The 22,558-nt window shown below is 72.3% G+C and carries 11 protein-coding genes; 6 read left to right on the forward strand and 5 right to left on the reverse strand.

Annotated elements, in window-relative coordinates; translation table 11 throughout:
* Window positions 1-53: 53 nt before the first annotated feature.
* The gene (locus GVV04_RS24535) at window positions 54-4,295 is read left to right on the forward strand and encodes a S8 family serine peptidase (RefSeq protein WP_235966845.1); all 4,242 of its coding nucleotides are present in this window, start codon (window positions 54-56) and stop codon (window positions 4,293-4,295) included.
* A gap of 90 nt (window positions 4,296-4,385) precedes the next feature.
* Here GVV04_RS24535 and GVV04_RS24540 read toward each other — a convergent pair whose 3' ends face one another.
* A complete protein-coding gene (locus GVV04_RS24540) occupies window positions 4,386-4,952 on the reverse strand; it encodes a winged helix-turn-helix domain-containing protein (RefSeq protein ID WP_161690885.1) in 567 nt (188 codons plus the stop codon).
* A gap of 526 nt (window positions 4,953-5,478) precedes the next feature.
* Between GVV04_RS24540 and GVV04_RS34085 the strand changes: the two genes are divergently transcribed.
* The 3 genes from GVV04_RS34085 to GVV04_RS24550 all read left to right on the forward strand — a co-directional run bounded on the left by GVV04_RS34085 (window position 5,479) and on the right by GVV04_RS24550 (window position 7,444).
* A complete protein-coding gene (locus tag GVV04_RS34085; protein ID WP_201754081.1) occupies window positions 5,479-5,772 on the forward strand; it encodes a pyridoxamine 5'-phosphate oxidase family protein in 294 nt (97 codons plus the stop codon).
* A gap of 12 nt (window positions 5,773-5,784) precedes the next feature.
* Complete coding sequence (locus GVV04_RS32320; RefSeq protein ID WP_201754082.1) at window positions 5,785-6,063, forward strand: hypothetical protein; 279 nt, start codon at window positions 5,785-5,787, stop codon at window positions 6,061-6,063.
* Window positions 6,064-6,238: 175 nt separating this feature from the next.
* On the forward strand, window positions 6,239-7,444 hold the full coding sequence (locus GVV04_RS24550; protein WP_328822551.1) for a peptidase M23: 1,206 nt from the start codon (window positions 6,239-6,241) through the stop codon (window positions 7,442-7,444).
* Window positions 7,445-7,661: 217 nt separating this feature from the next.
* On the opposite strand, the gene GVV04_RS24555 is transcribed toward GVV04_RS24550, so the two are convergent.
* Both GVV04_RS24555 and GVV04_RS24560 read right to left on the reverse strand, forming a co-directional pair.
* A complete protein-coding gene (locus GVV04_RS24555) occupies window positions 7,662-8,675 on the reverse strand; it encodes a cupin-like domain-containing protein (RefSeq protein WP_201754083.1) in 1,014 nt (337 codons plus the stop codon).
* A complete protein-coding gene (locus GVV04_RS24560; protein ID WP_161690887.1) occupies window positions 8,672-8,956 on the reverse strand; it encodes a hypothetical protein in 285 nt (94 codons plus the stop codon). The genes GVV04_RS24555 and GVV04_RS24560 overlap by 4 nt, the downstream gene beginning before the upstream one ends.
* Window positions 8,957-9,176: 220 nt before the next feature.
* Between GVV04_RS24560 and GVV04_RS24565 the strand changes: the two genes are divergently transcribed.
* Window positions 9,177-10,073: a helix-turn-helix domain-containing GNAT family N-acetyltransferase gene (locus GVV04_RS24565; RefSeq protein ID WP_161690889.1), complete on the forward strand. Its 897-nt coding sequence runs from the start codon at window positions 9,177-9,179 to the stop codon at window positions 10,071-10,073.
* A gap of 44 nt (window positions 10,074-10,117) precedes the next feature.
* Here the strand turns inward: GVV04_RS24565 and GVV04_RS24570 are convergent, their stop codons facing one another.
* Both GVV04_RS24570 and GVV04_RS24575 read right to left on the reverse strand, forming a co-directional pair.
* The gene (locus GVV04_RS24570) at window positions 10,118-11,698 is read right to left on the reverse strand and encodes a DHA2 family efflux MFS transporter permease subunit (protein WP_161690891.1); all 1,581 of its coding nucleotides are present in this window, start codon (window positions 11,696-11,698) and stop codon (window positions 10,118-10,120) included.
* A gap of 310 nt (window positions 11,699-12,008) precedes the next feature.
* Window positions 12,009-12,467, reverse strand: coding sequence for a low temperature requirement protein A (locus tag GVV04_RS24575; RefSeq protein WP_161690893.1), 459 nt, complete (start codon window positions 12,465-12,467; stop codon window positions 12,009-12,011).
* 334 nt (window positions 12,468-12,801) lie between these two features.
* On the opposite strand from GVV04_RS24575, the gene GVV04_RS24580 reads away from it, so the two are divergent.
* Entirely contained in the window at window positions 12,802-22,527 is a 9,726-nt protein-coding gene (locus GVV04_RS24580; RefSeq protein WP_161690894.1) for an RHS repeat-associated core domain-containing protein, read from the forward strand.
* Window positions 22,528-22,558 lie beyond the last annotated feature (31 nt).

The raw sequence follows: 22,558 nt of genomic DNA on the forward strand, positions 1-22,558 counted from the left end.
CCGGCGTGCAGGCTGCGCCGGTCGCGTCCGCGGACAAGATCCGACCCGACTTGATGAACCAGCTCCAGGCGAAGAGCGAGAGCGACTTCTGGATCCGGTTCACCGACCGGGCCGACCTGAGCAAGGCCAGCGCGATCAAGGACTGGACCAAGCGGGGCGCGGCGGTCGCCGACGCGCTGCGCAAGACCGCGGTCGACAGCCAGACCAAGGTCCGCTCCGAGCTCGACGGCTCGGGCGCCAAGTACCAGTCCTTCTGGGCGACCAACGCCATCAAGGTCAGCAGCGGTTCCCTGACCATGGCGCAGAACTTCGCCGCGCACGCCGAGGTCGAGGGCGTCTACGCCTCGACGGCCTACGAGCTGCCCAAGGTCAGCAAGGGCAGCGACGAGAAGGCGGCGAACGCCCTCGAGTGGGGCATCGCCAACATCAACGCCGACGACGTCTGGTCCGAGTACGGCGTCACCGGCGCGGGCATCACGGTGGCGAACATCGACACCGGGGTGCAGTTCGACCACCCGGCGTTGGTGGGCGCCTACCGCGGCAACAACGGCGACGGCACCTTCGACCACAACTACAACTGGTTCGACGCCGCCGGCGAGTGCGCCACCGCGCCCTGCGACGGCGACGGCCACGGCACGCACACCATGGGCACGATGGCCGGCGCCGCCGGCGCCAACCAGATCGGCGTCGCGCCCGGGGTCAAGTGGATCGCGGCGAACGGCTGCTGCCCGAGCGACGCCGCGCTGGTCACCTCCGGCCAGTGGATGCTGGAGCCCACCGACCTCGACGGCGAGAACCCGGACGCCAGCAAGCGGCCCAACATCATCAACAACTCGTGGGGCACCACGCTGCCCTCCAACGACCCGTTCATGGAGGATGTGACGCTGGCCTGGGAGGCGTCGGGCATCTTCGGGACCTGGTCCAACGGCAACAAGGGCCCGGCCTGCCAGACCAGTGGCTCACCGGGCAGCCGGACCAGCAACTACTCGACCGGCGCGTACGACGTCAACAACAACATCGCCAGCTTCTCCTCCCGGGGGTCCGGGCAGGACGGCGGGATCAAGCCCAACATCTCGGCGCCCGGCGTCAACGTCCGCTCCAGCGTTCCCGGCAGCGGCTACGCCAGCTACAGCGGCACCTCGATGGCCGCCCCGCACCTCGCGGGCGCGGTCGCGCTGCTGTGGTCGGCGGCGCCCGCGTTGGCCGGTGACATCACCGCGACGCGCGCCCTGCTGGACAACTCGGCGATCGACAAGGCCGACACCCAGTGCGGCGGCACCACGGACGACAACAACGTGTACGGCGAGGGTCGGCTGGACGCGCTCGCGCTGCTCGCCGCCGCCCCCATCGGCGACACCGGGACCCTGGCCGGCAAGGTCACCGACGCGGACACCGGCGCCCCGCTGCCGGGGGCCACGGTGGCCCTCACCGGCCCGGCGACCCGCGAGCTGACCACCGGGACCGACGGCACGTACTCGACCCTGCTCCCGGCCGGCGACTACCAGGTCGCCGTGACCGCGTTCGGCTACGCGAGCAAGACGGTCCCGGCGACGGTCGCCAAGAACGCGACCACCACGATCGAGGTCGCCCTGACCGCCGTGCCGAGCGTGACCGTCAGCGGCTCGGTGACCGACGGCTCCGGCCACGGCTGGCCGCTGTACGCGAAGGTCAGCGTCGTGGGCCTGTCGGCGTCCGACTACACCACGCCCGCCAACGGCCGGTACAGCCTCAAGCTCCCCGCCGGCGCGACGTACCAGCTCAAGGTCGAGGCGCAGTACCCGGGCTACCAGACCGTGACCAAGGATGTCGTGGTCGGTTCGGGCAACGCCGTCCACAACGTCGCCGTGCCCGTCGACTCCGCCGCCTGCACCACGGCGCCCGGATACACGTACGGCTCGGACGGCGTGTACGAGACCTTCGACGGCAACCGCGTTCCGGCCGACTGGTCGGTGGTGGACAACGCCGGCACCGGTCAGGTGTGGGACTTCACCGACGCCGGCGACCGGGGCAACCTCACCGGCGGCGCCGGTAACTTCGCGATCATCGACAGCGACAACTACGCGGCCGGCGGCCGGCAGGACACCTCCCTGGTCAGCCCGGTCGTCGACCTCACCGCCGTCGCGACCCCGGTGATCCGGTTCAACCAGGACTACAACTGGCTGGGCTCGGACCGCGCGGACGTCGACCTCAGCCTCGACGGCGGTACGACCTGGGCCAACGTGCTCCGGCAGGCGGCGGACGTCCGCGGCCCCCGGGTGACTGAGGTGCCGATCCCGCAGGCCGCGGGCAAGTCGGCGGTCCAGGTCCGGTTCCACTACTACGATGCCTCCTACGAGTGGTGGTGGCAGGTCGACAACGTGCTGATCGGTAGCGCGGTCACCTGCAAGCCGACCAACGGCGGCCTGGTGCTCGGGCACGTGCGGGACAAGAACGACAACGGCTACGTCAACGGCGCCACCGTCACCAGCGACGACAAGCCGAACGAGACGGCCACCACCGTGGCCACCCCCGACGACACCGAGCTGGCGGACGGCTTCTTCTGGCTGTTCTCGTCGCAGACCGGCACGCACCGCTTCACCGCGAAGGCCGGCAACTATGTCAGCCAGAGCAAGCAGGTCGACGTCCAGACCGACTGGGCCACCCCTGTCACCTTCCAACTCGCGGCCGGTCGGCTGTCGGTGCAGCCGGCGGCGGTCGCCGCCACGGTCCGGATGCCCAGCGGCAAGGCCACCAAGACCGTCACGGTGACCAACACCGGCGGCGCCCCCGTCAAGGTCCAGTTCAGCGAGCGGGACGAAGGTTTCGAGCTGTTGCGGGCCGACGGGTCCCGGCTGACCAAGCAGCAGATCCTGAGCTCCCCGGGGGCCCCGGCGCAGCGGCTCAACGCCGCCACGTCGTTCGCCGCGCAGGCGTCGGGCAAGGCGAGCACGGCCACCCCCGTCCCGGCCGGTCCGCAGGCCGATCCCTGGCTGGACATCGCCGACTACCCGGCGAACGTGATGGACAACCGGGTGGTCAACCTGGACGGCAAGGTGTACTCGATCGCCGGCGGCAACGGCTCGGCGTCGAGCGCGAAGAACTACGTCTACGACCCGATCGCGCAGAGCTGGAAGCCGATCGCCGATCTTCCCGGCGCGCGTAACGCCGTGACGGCGGGCGTCGTGGACGGGAAGATCATCGTGACCGGCGGCTGGGGGGCTTCCGGCCCCGACGCCGCGACCTGGTCGTACGACCCGGCCGCCAACGCCTGGACCGCGAAGGCGAACAACCCCGCGCCGCGGTCCGCCGCCGGTCAGGCGGTCGCCGACGGCAAGCTGTACGCCATCGGCGGGTGCACCACGGCGAACTGCACGCCGATGTCGAACGACGTCGTCCGGTACGACCCGGGCGCCGACACCTGGGAGGCGCTGCCCGACTACCCGAAGTCGGTGGCCTTCCTGTCCTGTGGCGCGATCGGCGGCATCGTCTACTGCGCCGGTGGCAACGACGGCACGGCGGCGCAGAAGGCCGGCTACGCCTTCGATCCGGGCGCCAACGCCTGGACCGCGATCGCCGACGCGCCGGTCGACAACTGGGCCAGCTCGTTCGCCGTCGCCAACGGCAAGCTGCTGGTCGTCGGCGGCTCGCAGGGCGGCGCCATCACCAACGCCGGCTTCGCCTACGACCCGACCGCCAACTCGTGGTCGAACCTGCCCAACGCCAACACCGCCCGGTACCGTGGCGGCGCGGCGTGCGGCTTCTACAAGGTCGGTGGCTCGTCCGGTGGCTTCACCGCCACGGCGGACAGCGAGGCCCTCCCCGGTTTCGAGGAGTGTGCCGAGGCGTCCGCGGACGTCAGCTGGCTGACGATCGACAAGACGGCGGCCACCCTGGCGCCGGGCGAGAAGGTCACGATCACCGTCGGGATCGCGGCCACCGTGGACCAGCCGGGCACCTACTCGGCGTCGATCCTGATCAAGGAGGACACCCCGTACACGGTGCAGCCGGTGTCGGTGAAGATGACCGCACAGCAGCCGACCACCTGGGGCAAGCTGATGGGTACGGTCACCGGGACGAGCTGCCAGGGTGCCAGCGCGCCGATCGCCGGCGCGTTGGTCCAGGTCGACTCGTGGGCGAAGTCGTGGACCTTCACCACCGACGCCGAGGGCCGGTACGCCTACTGGCTGGACAAGCGGAGCAACCCGCTGACCATGATCGTCGCCAAGGACGACTGGAAGCCGCAGACCCGGCAGACGAAGATCACTACCGCCACGCCCACCGTGGAGAACTTCGCCCTGTCCCCGGTCCGCTGCTGACGACTGACCGCTGACGAACAGATCCGGCCCGCCTGGTCACCCGACCGGGCGGGCCGGACCCGTCCAGGGGATAACGATCCGGCCTCGCGGTCAGGACACCGCGAGGCGGAAGCCGACCCCACGCACCGTGTGGATCGTCGCCGGAGTGCCCAACCGGACCAGCTTGCGCCGCACCCTGCGCACCACCGAATGCAGGTCGGAGCCCCGGCCCAGGTGTTCGGTGCCCCAGACCTCACGGTGCAGCCGTCGGTAGCTCCAGATGTGTCCGGGCGTGCCGACCAGGCAGCGAAGCAAGTCGTGCTCCAGCGGGGTCAGGTCGATCTCGCGGCCCTCCCAGCACAGCACCCGGCGGTCCGAGTCGAGGCTCAGCTCCGGCATCGGCGTACCACCGTCGTTCCGCGCGGCCGGTTCGTTCCGCGCGGCCGGTTCGTTCCGCGCGGCCGGCTCGCTCGGTCCGGTCCGCGCGGTGGGTTCGGTCGGTACGGATGCCACGGGCTCTGCGGCGCCGGGCCGGCGGACCACCCCGAGGAACCGCCGCGCCTGGTCGACGCTCGACACGATCAGGAACGCCTCGGTGCCGCCGAACAGTTGCGCGAGTTGCCGGCGCTGCGCCGGTGAGGAGGCGATGCCGATGACCAGGGACGCGATCCCACTCATCCTCCGCCCTTCCCCATCCACCGCTCGCGGGATGGTGTCTTCCTGACACCGCTCGATCGCCTGGTGGTGGCGGTGTGGGGGCAACGGGAACGCAGGCCGTCGACGCGCCGACGGTCCGCAGTGGACCGGCGACGCCCTGGTCGCTTCCCGAGCATCGGTATAGTAATGCACGTCTATGCAATCGGCAACGCCCCGCGCCGGATGCCCCAACGTGTCCCGAGCGGGCGTGGCCCCGCCCCGTGCCCCGCCGCGCTCTGCGGCCCGGGGTGAGGCGCCCGGCGCCGCCCGCCTCGACGGCGTGACTGCCTGAAACCGTCACCCGCCGGTCGCCGGCCCCCGGGAAGCCGCCGTGAAACCCCCGATACCGCAATGGCAACCAGCCGTATAGACGTGGGCCCCGCACCTTGCCGATACTTTTCTGGTAGTGATCAGGCCACCCTCCGTGATGCGGGAGATTGCGACCGCCGTCCAGGGTGAGCGCCATGATGGAGCGGGTGTTGGCATCCGCTCGCAGGAAGGGGCAGCTGTGGACCACGCGGAGATCGTGCACCTGGTGAACACCGACCCGGTGGCGCAGACGCTGTTGGAGTCGCCGGTCGCGATGCGGCTCGGGTACGTGGGACTGGACGGCCACCCGCGGACGGTTCCGGTCGCCTACCTGTGGAACGGCAAGGCGTTCGTCTTCGCCAGCCCGACGACCGCGTACAAGGTCAAGGCGATCGCGGCGCATCCGCAGGTGTCCTTCAGCGTCGACACGTACTCGGCCGAGGTGCGGAGGAAGGTGGCGGCGAAGCTCGGGGCGGAGCCGGTCGCCGACTAGACGCCTGTTGTCATGCTGGTGCGCGGCACGGCGTCGATCGAGGTTCGGCCGGGGGTCCCGGATGAGCACGTGGAGGCGTCCTGGCGGATGTTCGCGGACAAGAGCCTGGCGCCGGGGTGGGAAAGCCAGAAGCGCGCGCACACGACGGACATGGTGGTGGTCACGATCGTCCCGACCCACATCACGCTGTGCGATTTCGTGACGCGCTTCCCGCCGCCGGTCGAGATCAACGCCCCCGCCCACAACCCTGCCCACGGAGGGGCCGACGGCTCGCCGCCCTCCGTCGACTGACCCGGTGCTGAGCGCACGGGTTCCGCCCCCGGTGGCCGATCCGCAGCCCGGGTCGCCCCTCGCCGTGGCCGGATACGCGTCGAGGACCGCGCGCTCTGTAGACAGATGTCGATCAATTGGATACCGTCCCGGCACCTGGATGGCGACGATGCCCATCCATGTCTCGGAGGTGCCTGTGTCCAGAAGTCATGCCCGGGGTCCGGTCGGCGCGGCGGTGCTGACCGCGTTGCTCGTGCTCGCCGTTCCCACCACCGCCGCCGCGGCGCCGGCCGGGGCCCCCGGCACCACGTCGCCGGCCGACGGTGTCACTGCGGCGGTGACCGCCAAGCTGCTCGACCAGGCGGCGAGTGCCACCGACGCGGGGCTTCGGGCCGCCGGTGCGGACGACACCCGCGTCACGGTAACCCGGCGCGACGGCCGGACGTGGGCGTCCGGGACCGCCGTCGTCGTCGCCCCGGCGAAGGAGGACGCGTACCCGGCGGGCTGGGTGTTCGTGGCCCACCGGGACAGGGCCGGCTGGCGGGTCGTCTTCGACGGTGAGCCCGCCTTCGCCGATCTCGCCCGCGAAGCCCCGTCCACGGTGGTGTCGCCGCGCGAGCGCGACGTCTTCACCACGCCCGGCCCGACGTACGCCGGTGGCGACTACCGCACCGGCATGCGGCTGCCGTACGGCGTCGGCCAGTCGTGGTCGCTCACCGGTGGGCCCCACGCCTGGGGCAGCGATTCGACGTGGAGTTCGATCGACCTGGCCGGCGGCGACCAGCGGGTGCTCGCCGTGCGCGGAGGAACCGCCTACACCATGTGCCAGGGCTGGATCCGGGTCATCCACGACCGTGGCTACGCCACCGACTACTACCACCTGTGGAACAGCATCAGCGTCAACGGGGCGGGCGTGGGGGAGGGGGCCTTCCTCGGCAACACCGGCACCGACGTCACCTGCGGCGGGTCCGCCACCGGTCGACACGTGCACCTCGGCCTGCGGCAGAACAACGTCTACGTGCCGATCGCCGGGCACGGCCTCGGCAAGTGGGCCTTCGCCAACGGCGGCGGCGCCTACCAGGGGTACGCCCTGCACGGCTCGGCGCAGGTCAACGTCGGCGGGGCGCTGTACAACTACGGCTCGCTGGGGCTGAACCAGGGCGTCGTCGACGCCAACGGCGGCGGCACCGTCAACCGGCGCACCGGCCCCGGAACGGGGTACGCGGTCGCCGGCGCGGTCGCCGACGGCTCCACCGTGACGGTCTCCTGCTCGGCCAACGGCACCACGCACACCGGCCGGTGGGGCGCCACGGCGCTGTGGAACAGGCTCACCGACGGCACCTGGATCACCGACGCGTACATGTGGACCGGGGTGAACGGGCCGGCCAACGGCTGGTGCTGAGAACGCGCCGGTGTGGTTCCGGGCCGGCCGGCCCGGAACCACACCGGCCCCAAACCGGCGATGACGGTGCTGCGGGGGCCATGGCGCTCACCCCTTCGCGCAGTCCTGACCGGGCTGCGCGTCCGGCGGCCGATCCGGTTCCACGGGCCCGCCGCCCGGCCGGGGCCTACGCGCCACGTCACCGCGGCGCCGCCGGTCGGTGGCCCGGCCCGGGGCGTCACTCGTCCTGGCCCGCAGCCGGCGGGGTCGCCATCTTGTGGTTCTGCCCGGGGACCTGGAAGTGGTGAAAGGTGACCGTGGCGCTGACGTCCAGGGCCTGCACCCAGTGCCACCAGCCGACGGGAATGAGCAGCATCTGTCCCGGTTCCAGGACGGTCTCCAGCACGGTGGCCTCGGCGAACCGCGGGTGCCGGGTGAGGTCCGGTCGGGCGGCGTCGACCGCGCTGAACGTGCCGCCGCGCGGGTAGACCAGGTGCCGCTCGTACGAGGGCACGAGACGCACGTGCTTGCGGCCGAGGACCTGGCACAGCAGCACCGTGCTGTTGTCCACGTGCAGCGGCGTCACCGTGCCCGCCGGGCCCAGCAGCAGGTGCCCGAGGGCCGTCGGGTCCACGATCCCCTCGGGCGGGCGCACGTCGGCGGCGAGCGGGCGCAGCGCCTGGGACCAGTTCTCGTTGCGGGGCACCATGTAGTAGTCGTTGGTGCGGGTCCCGGACCCGAGCAGCGTCAGGTAGTCGCGGAACGGCATGCTGGTGCGGTGGCGGTCGTACTGCCAGGCGTGGTCGGGGTTGGCCTCCCGCCCGGTCATCACCTCGACGACCGCGTCGCCGCAGGCCGCGGCCAGGCCGTCGAGGGTCCAGCCGAGCGCGGGCCAGTCCGTCATCAGGCCCTCCAGCACGACGGGCCGGTGGCCGAAGTAGTACCGGGCGAAGAACTCCTCCGGCGTGATGCCCGCGCGGAGTTCCAGGGTCTTCCCGCCGTCGCTGTTGCGCAGCGTCCGGTAGGTGTCCAGCACGGACTCCATCCAGTCGTAGCGCAGCGCGAGGCGGCGGCACACGGCGAAGTACGGGTGGGCGGTGAGCTCGCCCAGCTCCGCGTCGACGGCGTCCGCGTCGGCGCCACCGGCGACGGCGGCGGCCCGCGCCTGCTCGACGGGGGCGCCCATGGCCAGGTTCTCGGCGAGCCACTCCTGCCAGACGCGGTCCAGCCGGGAGGTGGCGAGCAGGGTCATGCCGTGGCGCCCGGGACGGCGGTGAGCTGCGGCTCGCGGGCGTATTCGGCGCAGTTGACGTAGGAGTTCTTCACGTGGGCCGGGAAGTGGTCGGTGTTCGGGACGGCGGTGAGCTGGGCCTCGCGGGCGTACTCGGCGCAGGTGACGTAGTTGTTCTTCACGTGGGCGGGGAACTGCTCCGTGTTCGGGACGGCGGTGAGCTGCGCCGTGCGGGTGTACTCCTCGCAGTTGACGTAGGAGCCCTTGACGTGGGCGGGGAAGTGGTCCGGAAGTGAGGTCATGGACCAGAGTCAACGCGCCGGATCGACCCGGCCACCAGGGACAGGTGTCCCGTCCGGCCGGGATGCTCCCGGCGGTCGGCGGTGCCATCCCGGCGGGGAATCTGGTCGTGCTCTGCGGGTGTGCCGCCCCGGCGGCGTCGAGTATCCGTGGGCCGACGGACCGGGGCGCCGCCCGGACCCGGGCGAGTGGTCGCGGGATTGCCTGACTAAAGTCAGGCACATGGACGTGAACTTGGTCGCCGCGGTGCGGCGGTTCAACCGGACGGTGACCCAGCGGGTGGGGGCGCTCGACGACCGGTACATGGCGCGCGGGCGGCCCCTAGCGCAGGCGCGCCTGCTGTGGGAGATCGGCCCCGGCGGCGCGGAGGTGGCGGCGCTGCGGTCCCGACTCGGACTGGACTCGGGGTACCTCAGCCGGCTCCTGCGCACGCTGGAGGGTGACGGGTTGGTCACGGTGGGGCCGGCCGACCGGGCCGGCGGTGACGGGCGGGTGCGGGTCGCCGCGCTCACCGGGGCCGGCCTGGCCGAGTGGTCCGAGCTGGACCGGCGCTCCGACGAGTTCGCCCGGTCCGTCCTCGCCCCGCTTCCCGGGCGGCGGCGGGAACGGCTCGTCGCGGCGATGGCCGAGGTCGAGCGACTGCTCGTCGCGTCGCTGGTGGTCATCGGGCCGTGCCCCCCGGGCGACCCACGGGCGAGGGCCTGCGTGCGGGCCTACGCCCGGGAGGTGGGCCGGCGGTTCGACGGGGGATTCGACCCGGCGGTGAGCAGCCCCGTCCACGACGAGGAACTGGTTCCGCCCGCCGGGGTGTTCCTGCTGGCGTCCCTCAACGGTGAGCCCGTCGGCTGCGGCGCGGTCAAGCTGCACGCCGGTGCCCCCGCCGAGATCAAGCGCGTGTGGGTGTCCGACTCGGTGCGTGGGCTCGGGGTCGGGCGGCGGATGCTCGACGAACTGGAACGGTACGCCGCCGAGCGCGGCTGGGCCGCCGTCCGGCTGGACACCAACCGAGCGCTCACCGAGGCGATCGCGATGTACCGCTCGGCCGGCTACCAGGAGGTCGAGCCCTTCAACACCGAGCCCTACGCCCACCACTGGTTCGAGAAGCTCCTCGCCCCGTGACCGGTGCCGCGGCGTGGGGCCCACCGGCCCCACGCCGCAGGCGATCAGTGGATCATCACCGGGGTGCGGTCGCCGCCCTGCTCGTCGTCGAGCAGGTGGGGCTTCTGCCGCCTGCGCGGCAGGAAGTAGGCCGGGACGAACGTCACCAGCACCAGCGCGAAGCCGACCCAGAACGTGGTGCCGAACGAGTCGGCCACGTACTCCAGGCCCCGCTGCAGGATCCCGGGGTCGACCGGGAACTGCTGGGCCAGGTCCGGGTTCTGCTTGACGGCGATCGCGAGGCCGGCCTCGGTGATCGGTTTGCCGGTGTTCGGGTCGACCGCCCCCGGGATGGCCGGCGAGCTGTTCAGCTCCTTGGTCAGGATCACCGACATCATCGCCGATCCGACCGAGCCGGCGATCTGCTGGAGGATGTTCAGCAGCGTGGAGCCCCGGGCCACCTCGTGGTTCGTCAGCGTCTTCAGCGCGGACGTCATGATGGGCATCATCGTGCCGCCCATGCCCAGACCCATGACGAAGAGCGAACCGCACAGCAGCCAGTACGAGGTGTCGGTGCCGACCTGGGTGAACGTGAAGAAGCCGGCCGCGATCAGCACCAGCGCGAACGGCACCGTCCGGCCGACCGGGAACTTGTCGGCCAGCATGCCGGCGATCGGCATGGTGATCATCGCCCCGATGCCCTGCGGGGCCATCAGCAGGCCGGCGTCGAGCGTCGACTCGCCGCGTACCTGCAGGAAGTAGCTGGGGAACAGCAGGCCGGCGCCCATGAACGCGACCATGAACACGGCCAGCGTCACGGCCGCGACCGTGAGGTTGCGGTCGCGCAGCAGCCGCAGGTCCAGCAGCGGGTGCTTCGGCTTGAACGAGTAGAGGACGAAGCTGATGACCAGCAGGCCGCCCACCAGCATCGGCAGCCACACCTTGTTGTCGGCGAACGTGCCGGTCTCGGGCAGCGACGAGACCCCGTACAGGAAGAGGGCCAGGCCCGGCGAGAGCATCAGCATGCCGACGATGTCGAACGACTCGGACGGCTCCGGGTTGTCCTTCGGCAGCGCCCACTGCGCGTAGGCCAGGGCGACGGCGCCGATCGGCAGGTTGATCAGGAAGATCCAGTGCCAGCTGGCCACGTCGATCAGCCAGCCACCCAGGATCGGGCCGCCGATCGGGCCGAGCAGCATCGGGATGCCCAGCACGGCCATCAGCCGGCCGATCCGCTCCGGGCCGGCCGCCCGCGTCATGATCGTCATGCCGAGCGGCATCAGCATGCCGCCGCCGAGGCCCTGTAGCACCCGGTAGCCGATGAGCTGGCCGATCGAGTCGGCGGTGGCGCACAGGCCGGAGCCGAGCGTGAACAGCAGAAGCGCCGCCATGTAGAGCCGCTTCGTGCCGAACCGGTCGGCGGCCCAGCCCGTCAACGGGATCACCGTGGCCAGCGCCAGCGTGTAGCCCGTCATCGTCCAGGCGACCCGGGCGTACGACGCGTCGAATTCGGTCTGGAAGGTGGGCAGCGCGACGCTGACCACCGTAACGTCGAGGATCGACATGATCGCACCGAGGACCACGACCCCGGCGATCTTCAATACGGCGGCGTCGAGCTTGGCCGGCGCCGCGGACTGACTACTCAAAGCGAATCTCCTGGTGGAACTTGCGAATGACGCCGGTCGGCCGCGCGCCACACCGCGCGCGGCCCCACGTCTGAGTCAAAGGTCAGGTGGGAGGTCGCAGACGACCGCCCGTGCCCCCGGGCCTGCACGCCGTATCCCCCCTCGCGCGCCTGGTCCGCCTGCGGACGCACGTCGCGACGGTAACAAGGCCGAGGCCCCACTCACCGCCCAATAACGGATCATCTGGCTGTGGTCACGGTCACTGATTTCGGGAGGTCACCGGACGGCGGGCCACCTCGCCGCCGCGTCACGGCCGGCCGGACCCGCGCCCTCACAGGTTGCGGCGGCGCCACTCCGACTGGTCGTGTTCGGCGGCGACTTGCTCCTCAAGAGCCGTCTGGCGCACCTGGCGGCGAAGCGGATCGCCGCTGCGCATCCCGCCGAGCACCAGCGCGACGCAGATCAGCGCGAGGAGCGCCAGGCTGATGGTCGCCGGCAACCCGCCCACGGCCACCGCACCGACAACGAGCGCCACGAGCGCGACCACCGGCGCCGGCCGCGCCCGCCGGACGGCCCGCCACTCCAGGGCGAGCAGCGCCGTGAGGTAGATGATCACCCCGCCGAAGAGGGCCACATCGTCCAGCCCGGCCGGCCGGGCGAGCCAGGCGCTGCCCCGCGCCTCGGCGACGGTGGTGGCCGTGGTCGAGCAGCAGAAGGGCCTTCTGCAACGCCGACCCGGCGCGGTCGTCCGCCACGGTGGTCCTCCCGACCTGATCCGCCGGCCGGTCACGCCTTCCCGGGAGCGCGTGTCGCCGGTCTCGCGCGGGAGACGCTAGCCCATCCGGTTATCCCCCCCGCTGCTCACTTGCCGGGTGGGTTGCACCGGGTGCGCGCCCATTTCGGAGATGCCCGCTGACCTGCCCGTTTTTGCCCCGTGATCAGGCAATGCAATCAACTGTCAGATAGCCGACATCAGCGCGACCGCCGCAACCGTTTCGGCCGGTAGGCGGCGCGGCCACTGTGGATGATCTTGATGAGCGGGCCTCCCGTTCACCTGGCGATCTATGCCCGTTGATGGAAACCGCCTACGTTGCCACCCAGAACGTACCGTCCTGGGAGGCAGCATGTCGGGACCGCTCGGCCCGCGCACCATCCGATCGAGGGTCTGGGCCGGGGCCCGACTCCGGTTCGGCGCGGCCCTCGCCGCGCTCGTCCTGCTGCCGGCGCTCGCCGTCCGGGCGGACCTGCCCGACATGGTTCCGGCCTCGGTCTCCTGCGACTCGGTCGGCTACGCGTACGACGCCGCCGGGCAGTTGGCCGGCGTGCAGGACCAGGCCGGCCGGACCGCCCGGTACGGGTACGACCCGGCGGGCAACATCGCCTCCGTCACCGGCGAGGGCAGCCCCGCCCTCGCCCTGCTGTCGGTGGTGCCGGCCCGGGCGGCCGTCGGCGCCGAGGTCACGCTGGAGGGCGGCTGCTTCTCCACCGTGCCGGCCGAGAACACCGTCACCTTCAACGGCGTACCGGCCACGGTCACCTCGGCCGCCGGCCGGCGGCTGGTCGCCCGGGTTCCCGCCGGGGCGACCACCGGCCTGGTCACCGTCACCGTCGGCGGTGCCACCGCGAGCAGCCCGCAGTCCTTCGTGGTCGTCGGGCCGGACGAGTCCGCGCCGACCGTCACCGGCGTCTCCCCGACCGTCGTCGCCCCCGGCGGCACGGTCACCGTCACCGGCACCGGCTTCGCCGCCGACGCGGCCGACAACGCCGTCACCCTCAACCGCACCCGGGCCTTCCCCTCGGCGGTCGCCGCCGGCAGCCTGACCGTCGAGGTGCCCACCGGCGCCGGCTCCGGCCGGATCGGGGTCCGCACCCGGCACGGCAGCGGCGACGGCGCCGCCGACGTCTTCGTCGCCCCCGCCCCGTACACCGTCGCCGACGTGGTGCACACCTCCCGGGTCGCGCTCGGCGGCACCAGGTCCGTGTCGATCCCGAGCGCGGGCGACATCGCGCTGGTCGTGTTCGACCTGACCGAGGGTCAGCGGGCGAGCGTGCAGTTCGCCGACGGCACCTTCGGCTCCTGCGGCATCTCCACCGCGAAGGTCCTCGACCCGTTCGGGCGCACCGCGGCGTCGTCCGGGTGCGTGGGCGCCACCGGCTTCATCGACACGGTGACGGCCCGCACGGCGGGCACGTACACGCTGCTGCTGGCCGCGTCGAGCACTGCCACCGGCTCGGTCGCCGCGACCGTGCGGGAGGTGCCCGCCGACGCGGCGGCGGCCACCACGCCGGGCGGGGAACCGGTCACCGTCACCACCACCGTGCCCGGCCAGAACGCCGCCGTCACCTTCGCCGGCAGCACCGGCCAGCGGGTCTCGGTCAAGCTCAGCGGCGGCACCTACGGCACCTACAACGCCGCCGTCACGCTGCGCAAGCCGGGCGGCGGCACCGTCACCTCCAACGGATCCTGCGGCACCGCCTGCTTCCTCGACACCGTGGTGCTGCCCACCGACGGCACGTACACCGTCGCGGTGGACCCGCAGTCCACCACCACCGGGGCGATCACCGTCCAGGTGTACGACGTGCCGGCCGACGCCGCCGTGGCGACCACGCCCGGCGGCCCCCAGGTCACCGCCACCACGACGGTGCCCGGCCAGAACAGCGTCGTCTCGTTCCCCGGCACGGCGGGCCAGCGGGTCCTGGTCCACCTCACCGGCGGCACGTACGGGACGTACAACGCCTCGGGGGTGGTGCGCAAGCCGGACGGGTCGAGCCTGACCGGCAGCGCGTACTGCGGCAGCTCCTGCCTGTTCGACACCGTGGTCCTGCCGGTCGACGGGACGTACACCATCCTGGTCAACCCCGACACCAGCTACGTCGGCGCGGTCACCGCACAGGTCCATGACGTGCCGGCGGACGCGACGGCGAGCACCGCACCCGGCTCCGCCCCGGTCACCGTGGCCACGGTCGTCGGGCAGAACGCGGTGATCTCCTTCCCCGGTACGGCCGGGCAGCGGGTGTCGGTGCAGCTCAGCGGCGGCACGTACGGGACGTACAACGCCTCGGGGGTGATCCGTAAGCCGGACGGGTCGAGCCTGACCGGCAGCGCGTACTGCGGGGCGTCGTGCTTCTTCGACACGGTGGTGCTGCCGGTCGACGGCACGTACACGCTGCTGCTCAACCCGGACGGCGCCTACGTCGGCCAGGTCGCGGCGCAGGTCCACCTGGTGCCGGCGGACGCCACGGCGACCGCGAGCCCGGGCGGGTCCGCCGTCACCGTGGCCACCACGACGCCGGGGCAGAACGCGGTGGTCTCCTTCGCAGGCACGGCCGGGCAGCGGGTGTCGGTGCAGCTCAGCGGCGGCACGTACGGGACGTACAACGCCTCGGGGGTGATCCGTAAGCCGGACGGGTCGAGCCTGACCGGCAGCGCGTACTGCGGGGCGTCGTGCTTCTTCGACACGGTGGTGCTGCCGGTCGACGGCACGTACACGCTGCTGCTCAATCCCGACACCACCTACGTCGGGCAGGTCACCGCGCAGGTCAACGCCGTGCCCGCGGACGCCTCGGCGACCACCACGCCCGGCGGGGCCGCGGTCACCGTGACCACCACCGTGCCGGGGCAGAACGCCGTCGTCTCCTTCCCCGGCACCGCCGGGCAGGCAGTCTCGGTGACCCTGGCAGCCGGCACCTTCGGCACCTACAACGCGTCCGTGACGGTGCGCGCCCCCGACGGCTCCACCGTGGTCAGCGACAGCTACTGCGGCACGAGCTGCTCGTTCAACGCGGTCACCCTCCCGGCCACCGGCACGTACACGGTGTTCGTCAACCCGACTGGGACCACCCTCGGCGCCATCACCGCCCGGGTCTACGACCTGCCCAACGACGCGGTCGCCAACACCACCCCGGGCGGCGCCGCGGTCACCGTGACCACCACCGTGCCCGGCCAGAACGCGGTGGTCTCGTTCCCCGCAGCGGCCGGGCAGCGGGTCGCGGTGCAGCTCAGCGGCGGCACGTATGGTGCCGTCGAGGCGACGGTGACGCTGCGCCGCCCCGACGGCACCACGGTCGTGTCCCACACGACCTGCGGGACCTCCTGCCTCCTCGACGCCCAAACGCTGACCGTGGCCGGCACGTACACCGTCCTCGTCGACCCGAAGGGCACGGTCGTCGGCAGCATCACCGTGAAGGTGCACGACGTGCCCGCCGACGCCACGGCGGCCACCACCCCGGGTGGCGCGGCGGTGTCGGTGACCACCACCGTGCCCGGCCAGAACGCGGTGGTGTCGTTCCCCGGCACTACCGGGCAGCGGGTGTCGGTGCAGCTCAGCGGCGGCACGTTCGGCGCCGCCGAGGCGACGGTGACGCTGCGCCGCCCCGACGGCACCACGGTCGCGTCGCACACCGCCTGCGGGGCCTCGTGCTTCCTGGACGGCATCCTCCTGCCGGCGGACGGCACGTACACCCTGCTGGTCGACCCGAAGATCACCGCTGTGGGCGCGCTCACCGTGAAGGTGCACGACGTGCCCGCCGACGCCACGGCGGCCACCACCCCGGGCGGCGCGGCGGTGTCGGTGACCACCACCGTGCCCGGCCAGAACGCGGTGGTGTCGTTCCCCGGCACCGCCGGGCAGGTCGTCACCGTCAGCCTCTCCGCCGGCGCGTTCGGCGGGGGCAACGTGACCGCGACGCTGCGCGCGCCCAACGGCAGCGCCGTCACGAGCAACTCGTCCTGCGCGACGAGCTGCTCGTTCAGCTCGGTGTCGCTGGCCACGGCCGGCACCTGGACCCTGCTGGTCGACCCGGTCGGGGTGGCCGTCGGCAGCCTGACCGCGCAGGTGTTCGACGTGCCCGTCGACGCCACCGTCAGCACCACCCCGGGCGGCGCCCCGGTCACCGTCACCACCAGCGTCCCCGGGCAGAACGGCGTGGTGACGTTCCCCGGCGCGGCCGGGCAGCGGATCCTGGTCCAGGGCACCGGCGGCACGTACGGGACATACAACGCGACGGCGATCGTGCGCAAGCCGGACGGCACGAACCTGACCAGCAGCGCGTACTGCGGGGCGTCCTGCCTGTTCGACGCGATGGTGCTGCCGGTCGCCGGCACGTACAGCCTCCTGGTCGACCCGGCGTCCACCTACACCGGCGCGCTCACCGTCCGGGTGTACGACGTGCCGGCCGACGCCACCGCCAGCACCACCCCGGGCGGGTCCGCCGCCACCCTGACCACCACGGTCCCCGGCCAGAACGCGGTGCTGTCGTTCACCGGCACCGCCGATCAGCGGATCGTGGTGCAGGGGACCGGTGGCACGTACGGGACGTACAACGCGACGGCGATCGTGCGCAAGCCGGACGGGACGAACCTCGGCAGCAGCGCGTACTGCGGTGCGACGTGCTTCTTCGACGTCACGACGCTGCCGGTGGCCGGCACGTACACGATCCTGCTGAACCCCGACGCGGCCTACACCGGCGCGGTGACCCTGCGGGTCTACGACGTGCCCGCCGACGCGACCGTCAGCGCCACGGTCGGCGGCCCGGCCGTACCGGTCGCCACCACCACCCCGGGCCAGAACGCGGTGCTGTCGTTCACCGGCGCCGCCGGTCAGCGCATCTCGGTGCAGGGGACCGGTGGCACGTACGGGACGTACAACGCGACGGCGATCATCCGCAAGCCGGACGGGACGAGCCTCGGCAGCAGCGCGTACTGCGGTGCGTCGTGCTTCTTCGACGTCACGACGCTGCCGGTGGCCGGGACGTACACGATCCTGCTGAACCCCGACGGCATGTACACCGGCTCGGTCTCCCTGCGCGTGTACGACGTGCCGGCCGACGCCATCGCCGGCACGACGCCGGGCGGGTCCGCCGCCACCCTGACCACCACGGTCCCCGGCCAGAACGCGGTGCTGTCGTTCCCCGGCACCGCCGGGCAGCGCATCTCGGTGCTGGGCAGCGCCGGCACCTACGGCACCTACAACGCGACGGCGATCATCCGCAAGCCGGACGGGACGAACCTCGGCAGCAGCGCGTACTGCGGTGCGACCTGCTTCTTCGACGTCACGACGCTGCCGGTGGCCGGCACGTACACGATCCTGCTGAACCCCGACGCGGCCTACACCGGCGCGGCGACCCTGCGGGTGTACGACGTGCCGGCCGACGCGACCGCGGCCGTCACCCCGGGCGGCCCGGGGGTCACCCTGACCACCGCCGTGCCCGGCCAGAACGCCACGCTCACCTTCCCCGGCACCGCCGGCCAGGTGGTCACCGTGGCAGTCACGGCCGGCACCTACGGCCAGTACAACGCCACGGCGATCATCCGCAAGCCGGACGGGACGAACCTCGGCAGCAGCGTCTACTGCGGAGGCACCTGCACCTTCACCTCGGTCACCCTGCCCGTGGCCGGCACCTACACCCTCCTCGTCGACCCGTCGTCCAGCACCATCGGCGGCCTGACCGGCGAGGTGCGGCTGCCCGCCGCAGCCGCCGCCAGGAAGGCGCCCGCGAAGATCCCGGCCCGGCCGGCCGGCGACGTGACCGAGACCTGGACGCCGGACCGGTTCAACCTGGCCGGCGAGGACTGGGCGAGCCACCGCACCGGCGCGTACGGCAACCTCCAGCCGGCCCTGCGCGCCGACCGGGGGACGACCGCGCTCGCCGGGCAGGCCCTGCTGCTCAACGGCCGTCCGCTCGCCGACGTCACCCTCGCGGTGGGCCGGCGCAGCACCCGCACCGACGCCACCGGCCGGTTCCTGCTCACCGGGCTCACCGCCGGCCACCACGTCCTGGTCATCGACGGCGCGACGGCCAGCAGCCCCGGCCGCGCTTTCGGCCGCTTCGAGACCGGGGTGGACCTGCGGGCGGGGGAGACCGTCGAGCTGTCGTACCCGATCTGGATGACCCGGCTCGACACCGCGAACAGCACCCGGTTCCCGTCGCCCACCAAAAAGCAGACGGTCATCACCACCCCGGCGATCCCCGGCTTCGAGGTGCGGCTGCCCAAGGGCAGCGTGATCCGCGACCGGGCCGGCAAGCGGGTCACCGAGCTGTCCATCACCGCGCTGCCGGTGGACCAGCCGCCGTTCCCGCTCCCGGCCGGGGTGCGCACCCCGGTCTACTTCACCGTGCAGCCCGGCGGATCGGTGATCCTGCCGAAGGGCGCGCAGATCATCTACCCGAACACCCAGGGCCTCGCGCCGGGCAGCCGGCTGGACTTCTGGGACTACGACCCGGAGCGGGCACCCTGCACCAGGGCGCCGGTGAAGTCGTACCCGAAGAAGCCCGCCAAGGCGGCGAAGACCCCGGCCGTGTGCGCGGTGACCGGCGCGGAGGCCGGCTGGTACATCTACGGCCACGGCACCGTCACCCCCGACGGCCGGCAGATCGTGCCCGACCCCGACGTGCGGGTCTGGGAGTTCACCGGCGCGATGTTCAACGGCAGCGGCAAGCGCCCCGCCGGCACCGGGCCCGGCGAGGACGGCGACTCCGGCGGCGACCCCGTCGACCTGGCCAGCGGCCTGTTCGTCGACGAGCACACCGACCTGACCGTGAACGACGTGCTGCCGATCTCGATCACCCGCACCTACCGGCAGAACGACACCCAGAACCGCGAGTTCGGCATCGGGGCGAACTTCACCTACGGCATCTTCGTCTTCTCGAAGCAGGAGTACACCGAGGCCGACCTGATCTTCCCGGACAGCGGCAAGGTGCACATGGTGCGGACCAGCCCCGGGACCGGCTGGACCGACGCGGTGTTCAAGGCCGTCGACACCACCGGCCCGTTCCGGGACGCCGTGATGACCTGGAACGGCAACGGCTGGGACCTGGTCCGCACCGACGGCATGGTCTACGTCTTCGGCGAGAACACCCCGTTGCAGTCCATCCGGGACCGGCACGGCAACCAGATCACCCTGACCCGGTCCACCGGCGGCCAGTCCGGCGACATCACCCAGGTCACCTCGCCCAACGGCCGCTGGATCAAGCTCACCTACAGCGGCGGCCGGGTCACCCGGGCGCAGGACAACGCGGGCCGGGCCGTGCAGTACGGCTACGACGGCTCCGGCCGGCTCACCACGGTCACCTCGCCGGGCGGCCGGACCACCACGTACACCTACGACACGGCGCACCGGATGACCACCGTCACCGACGCCCGGGGCGTCACCTACCTCACCAACACCTACGACGCGGCCGGTCGGGTGGCCGCCCAGAGCATGCCCGGCGGGGTCACCTACGGCTTCGCCTACACCACCGACACCGCCAACAATGTCGTGAAGACGGCCGTCACCGAGCCGGACGGCACCGTCCGGGAGACCAGCTTCGACGCCGACCACCGGGTGGTCGCCGAGACCACCGCCGCCGGCACCGCCCAGGCGCGCACCTCCACCACCACCCGGGACCCGGCGACCCACCTGCCGACCGCGCTGGTCGACCCGTACGGGCGGCGGACCACCCTCGGGTACGGCGCGAACGGGCAGCTCACCTCGCTCACCGCGCTCGCCGGCACCGCCGCCGCGCAGTCCGCCACGGTCACCTCCGGCGGCCCGTACCGGCAGCTCACCTCGGTCACCGACGACCAGGGCCGGACCACCCACATGGGGTACGACGACAACGGCAACCTCACGGCGGCGACCGACGCCGCCGGCCGCACCCGCCGCTACGCCTACAACACCGCCGGCCAGGTCACCTCGTTCACCGACCCGCTCGGCAACACCACCCGCTACACCTACGAGCAGGGCGACCTCGTCGCGGTGACCGACCCGGTGGGCCGGACCACCCGCAGCTTCGTCGACGCCGTCGGCCGCCCCGTGGCGGTCACCGACCCGAGGGGCGTGCTGGAACACGTCCGCTACGACCCGGACAACCAGGTCCTCACCAGCACCGACGGCCTCGGCCGGGCCACCGCCTTCGAGTACGACGGCAACGGCAACCTGACGAAGGTCACCGACGCCCGGGGCAACAGCACCACCGTCTCCTACGACAGCTCCGACCGCCCGGTCACCGTCACCGACCCGCTCGGCAAGCAGGCCCAGCAGTCGTACGACGTGCTCGGCCGGGTCGTCTCCGCCACCGACCGGCGCGGCAAGACCACCGTCACCGGGTACGACGTGCTCGGCCGCACCACCTTCATCGGGTACGGCAAGACCGCCGGACCGAACTACGAGAGCACCAAGCAGTTCGGCTACGACGCCCTGGACCGGCTCACCACCCTCAACGACTCGGCCGGCGGGCTGCTCACCCTCGGCTGGAACGACCTCGACCAGGTGGTCAGCGTGGCCGGCCCCACCGGCACCGTCGGCTACACCTACGACGCCGCCGGCCGGCGCTCCGCCATGACCGTGCCCGGCCAGTCGGCGGTCTCCTACGCCTACGACCAGACCGGCCTGATCGAGCAGATCACCCAGGGCGCCACCACCGCCACCTGGCACCGGGACGCCGCCGGCCGCACCGACCGGGTCGAGCAGGCCGGCGTCACCACGAAGTACACCTACGACGCCGCGTCCCAGCTCACCGGGATGTTCTACGAGACCGCCGGCGGGGTGCCGATCGGCCACCTCGGCTACGCCTACGACGGCGCCGGCCGGGTGCGGGACCTGACCGGCAGCCTCGCCTCCGTCACCGTCCCGAGCACCGGCCCCTCGACGAGCTACGACGCCGCCAACCGGCTGACCAGCCGCGGCGACCGGACGTTCAGCTACGACGACGAGGGCAACCTGACCGGCGACGGCGTGCTCGGCTACACCTGGAACGCCCGGGGCGAGCTGACCGGGGTCACCGGGCCGGGACTGACCACCGCGTACGGCTACGACGCCGCCGGGCGGCTCGCCAGCCGCGCGGCCGGCGGGGCCACCACCGGCTTCCTCTACGACGGCCCGAACCTGGTCCGCGAGCAGACCGGCGCGACGGCCGCCGACCGGCTCACCGCCGGGCTCGACCAGACGCTGGTCCGCACCGACGCGGCCGGCCCTCGGGTGCCGATCACCGACGCGCTCGGCAGCGTGCTCGGCCTGGCCGACTCCGCGGGCACGCTGACCACCCGGTACGCCTACGACCCGTTCGGCGCGGTCACCGCCAGCGGCGCGGCCAGCGGCAACACCCAGCAGTTCACCGGCCGGGAACGCGACTCCGCCACCGGGCTGAACTACCACCGGGCCCGCTGGTACAGCCCCGAGACGGGGCGGTTCCTCAGCCAGGACCCGGCCGGCTTCGGCGGCGGCAGCGCCAACCTGTACACGTACGCGCTCAACGACCCGGTCAACCTGTCCGACCCCAACGGAGACTGCCCGATCTGCGTGCCGATCCTGATCGGGGCACTGATCGGCGGCGCCTCCTCGGTCGGCATCGGCGCGGGCCTCGCGGCGCTGACCGGGCGCAAGTACAGCATGGGCGACGCCCTGAAGGACTTCGCGATCGGCGGCGCGCTGGGCGCGGTCAGCGGCGGCCTCGGGGCGTACCTGAAGGCCGGCAGTTCGGTGTGGAAGCTCAACCAGTTCGAGCGCGGCCTGGCCATCGAGGCGAAGCTCGGCGGCAACCTGCCACGCAGCTTCCCGACCATCGACCGGTTCGCCAACGGCACCGCCACCAGCATCAAGAGCGTCGACCTGACCGCGAAGTCGTACCAGACCGCCGGCCAGCTCACCAGCCGGTTGCAGGGCTACGTCGACAAGGCGGCCGGCTTCGCCAAGAGCAACCCGGTGACCTGGGACGGCGTCACCATCAGACCGGGTCAGGTCGCCGCCCGGGAGCTGGAGATCGCCGTCCAACGCGGCGCGGCCACCAGCGCCCAGCAGAACGCGCTCAACCAGATAGTCCAGTACGGGGCCCAAAAGGGGGTGACCGTTCGGATCATCCCGATGAGATAGACCACCGGGGACGCCCCACGGGTACCCTGGG

This window comes from Micromonospora rubida, assembly GCF_009908295.1.
In the GTDB taxonomy this organism is placed as follows: Bacteria; Actinomycetota; Actinomycetes; order Mycobacteriales; family Micromonosporaceae; genus Micromonospora; species Micromonospora rubida.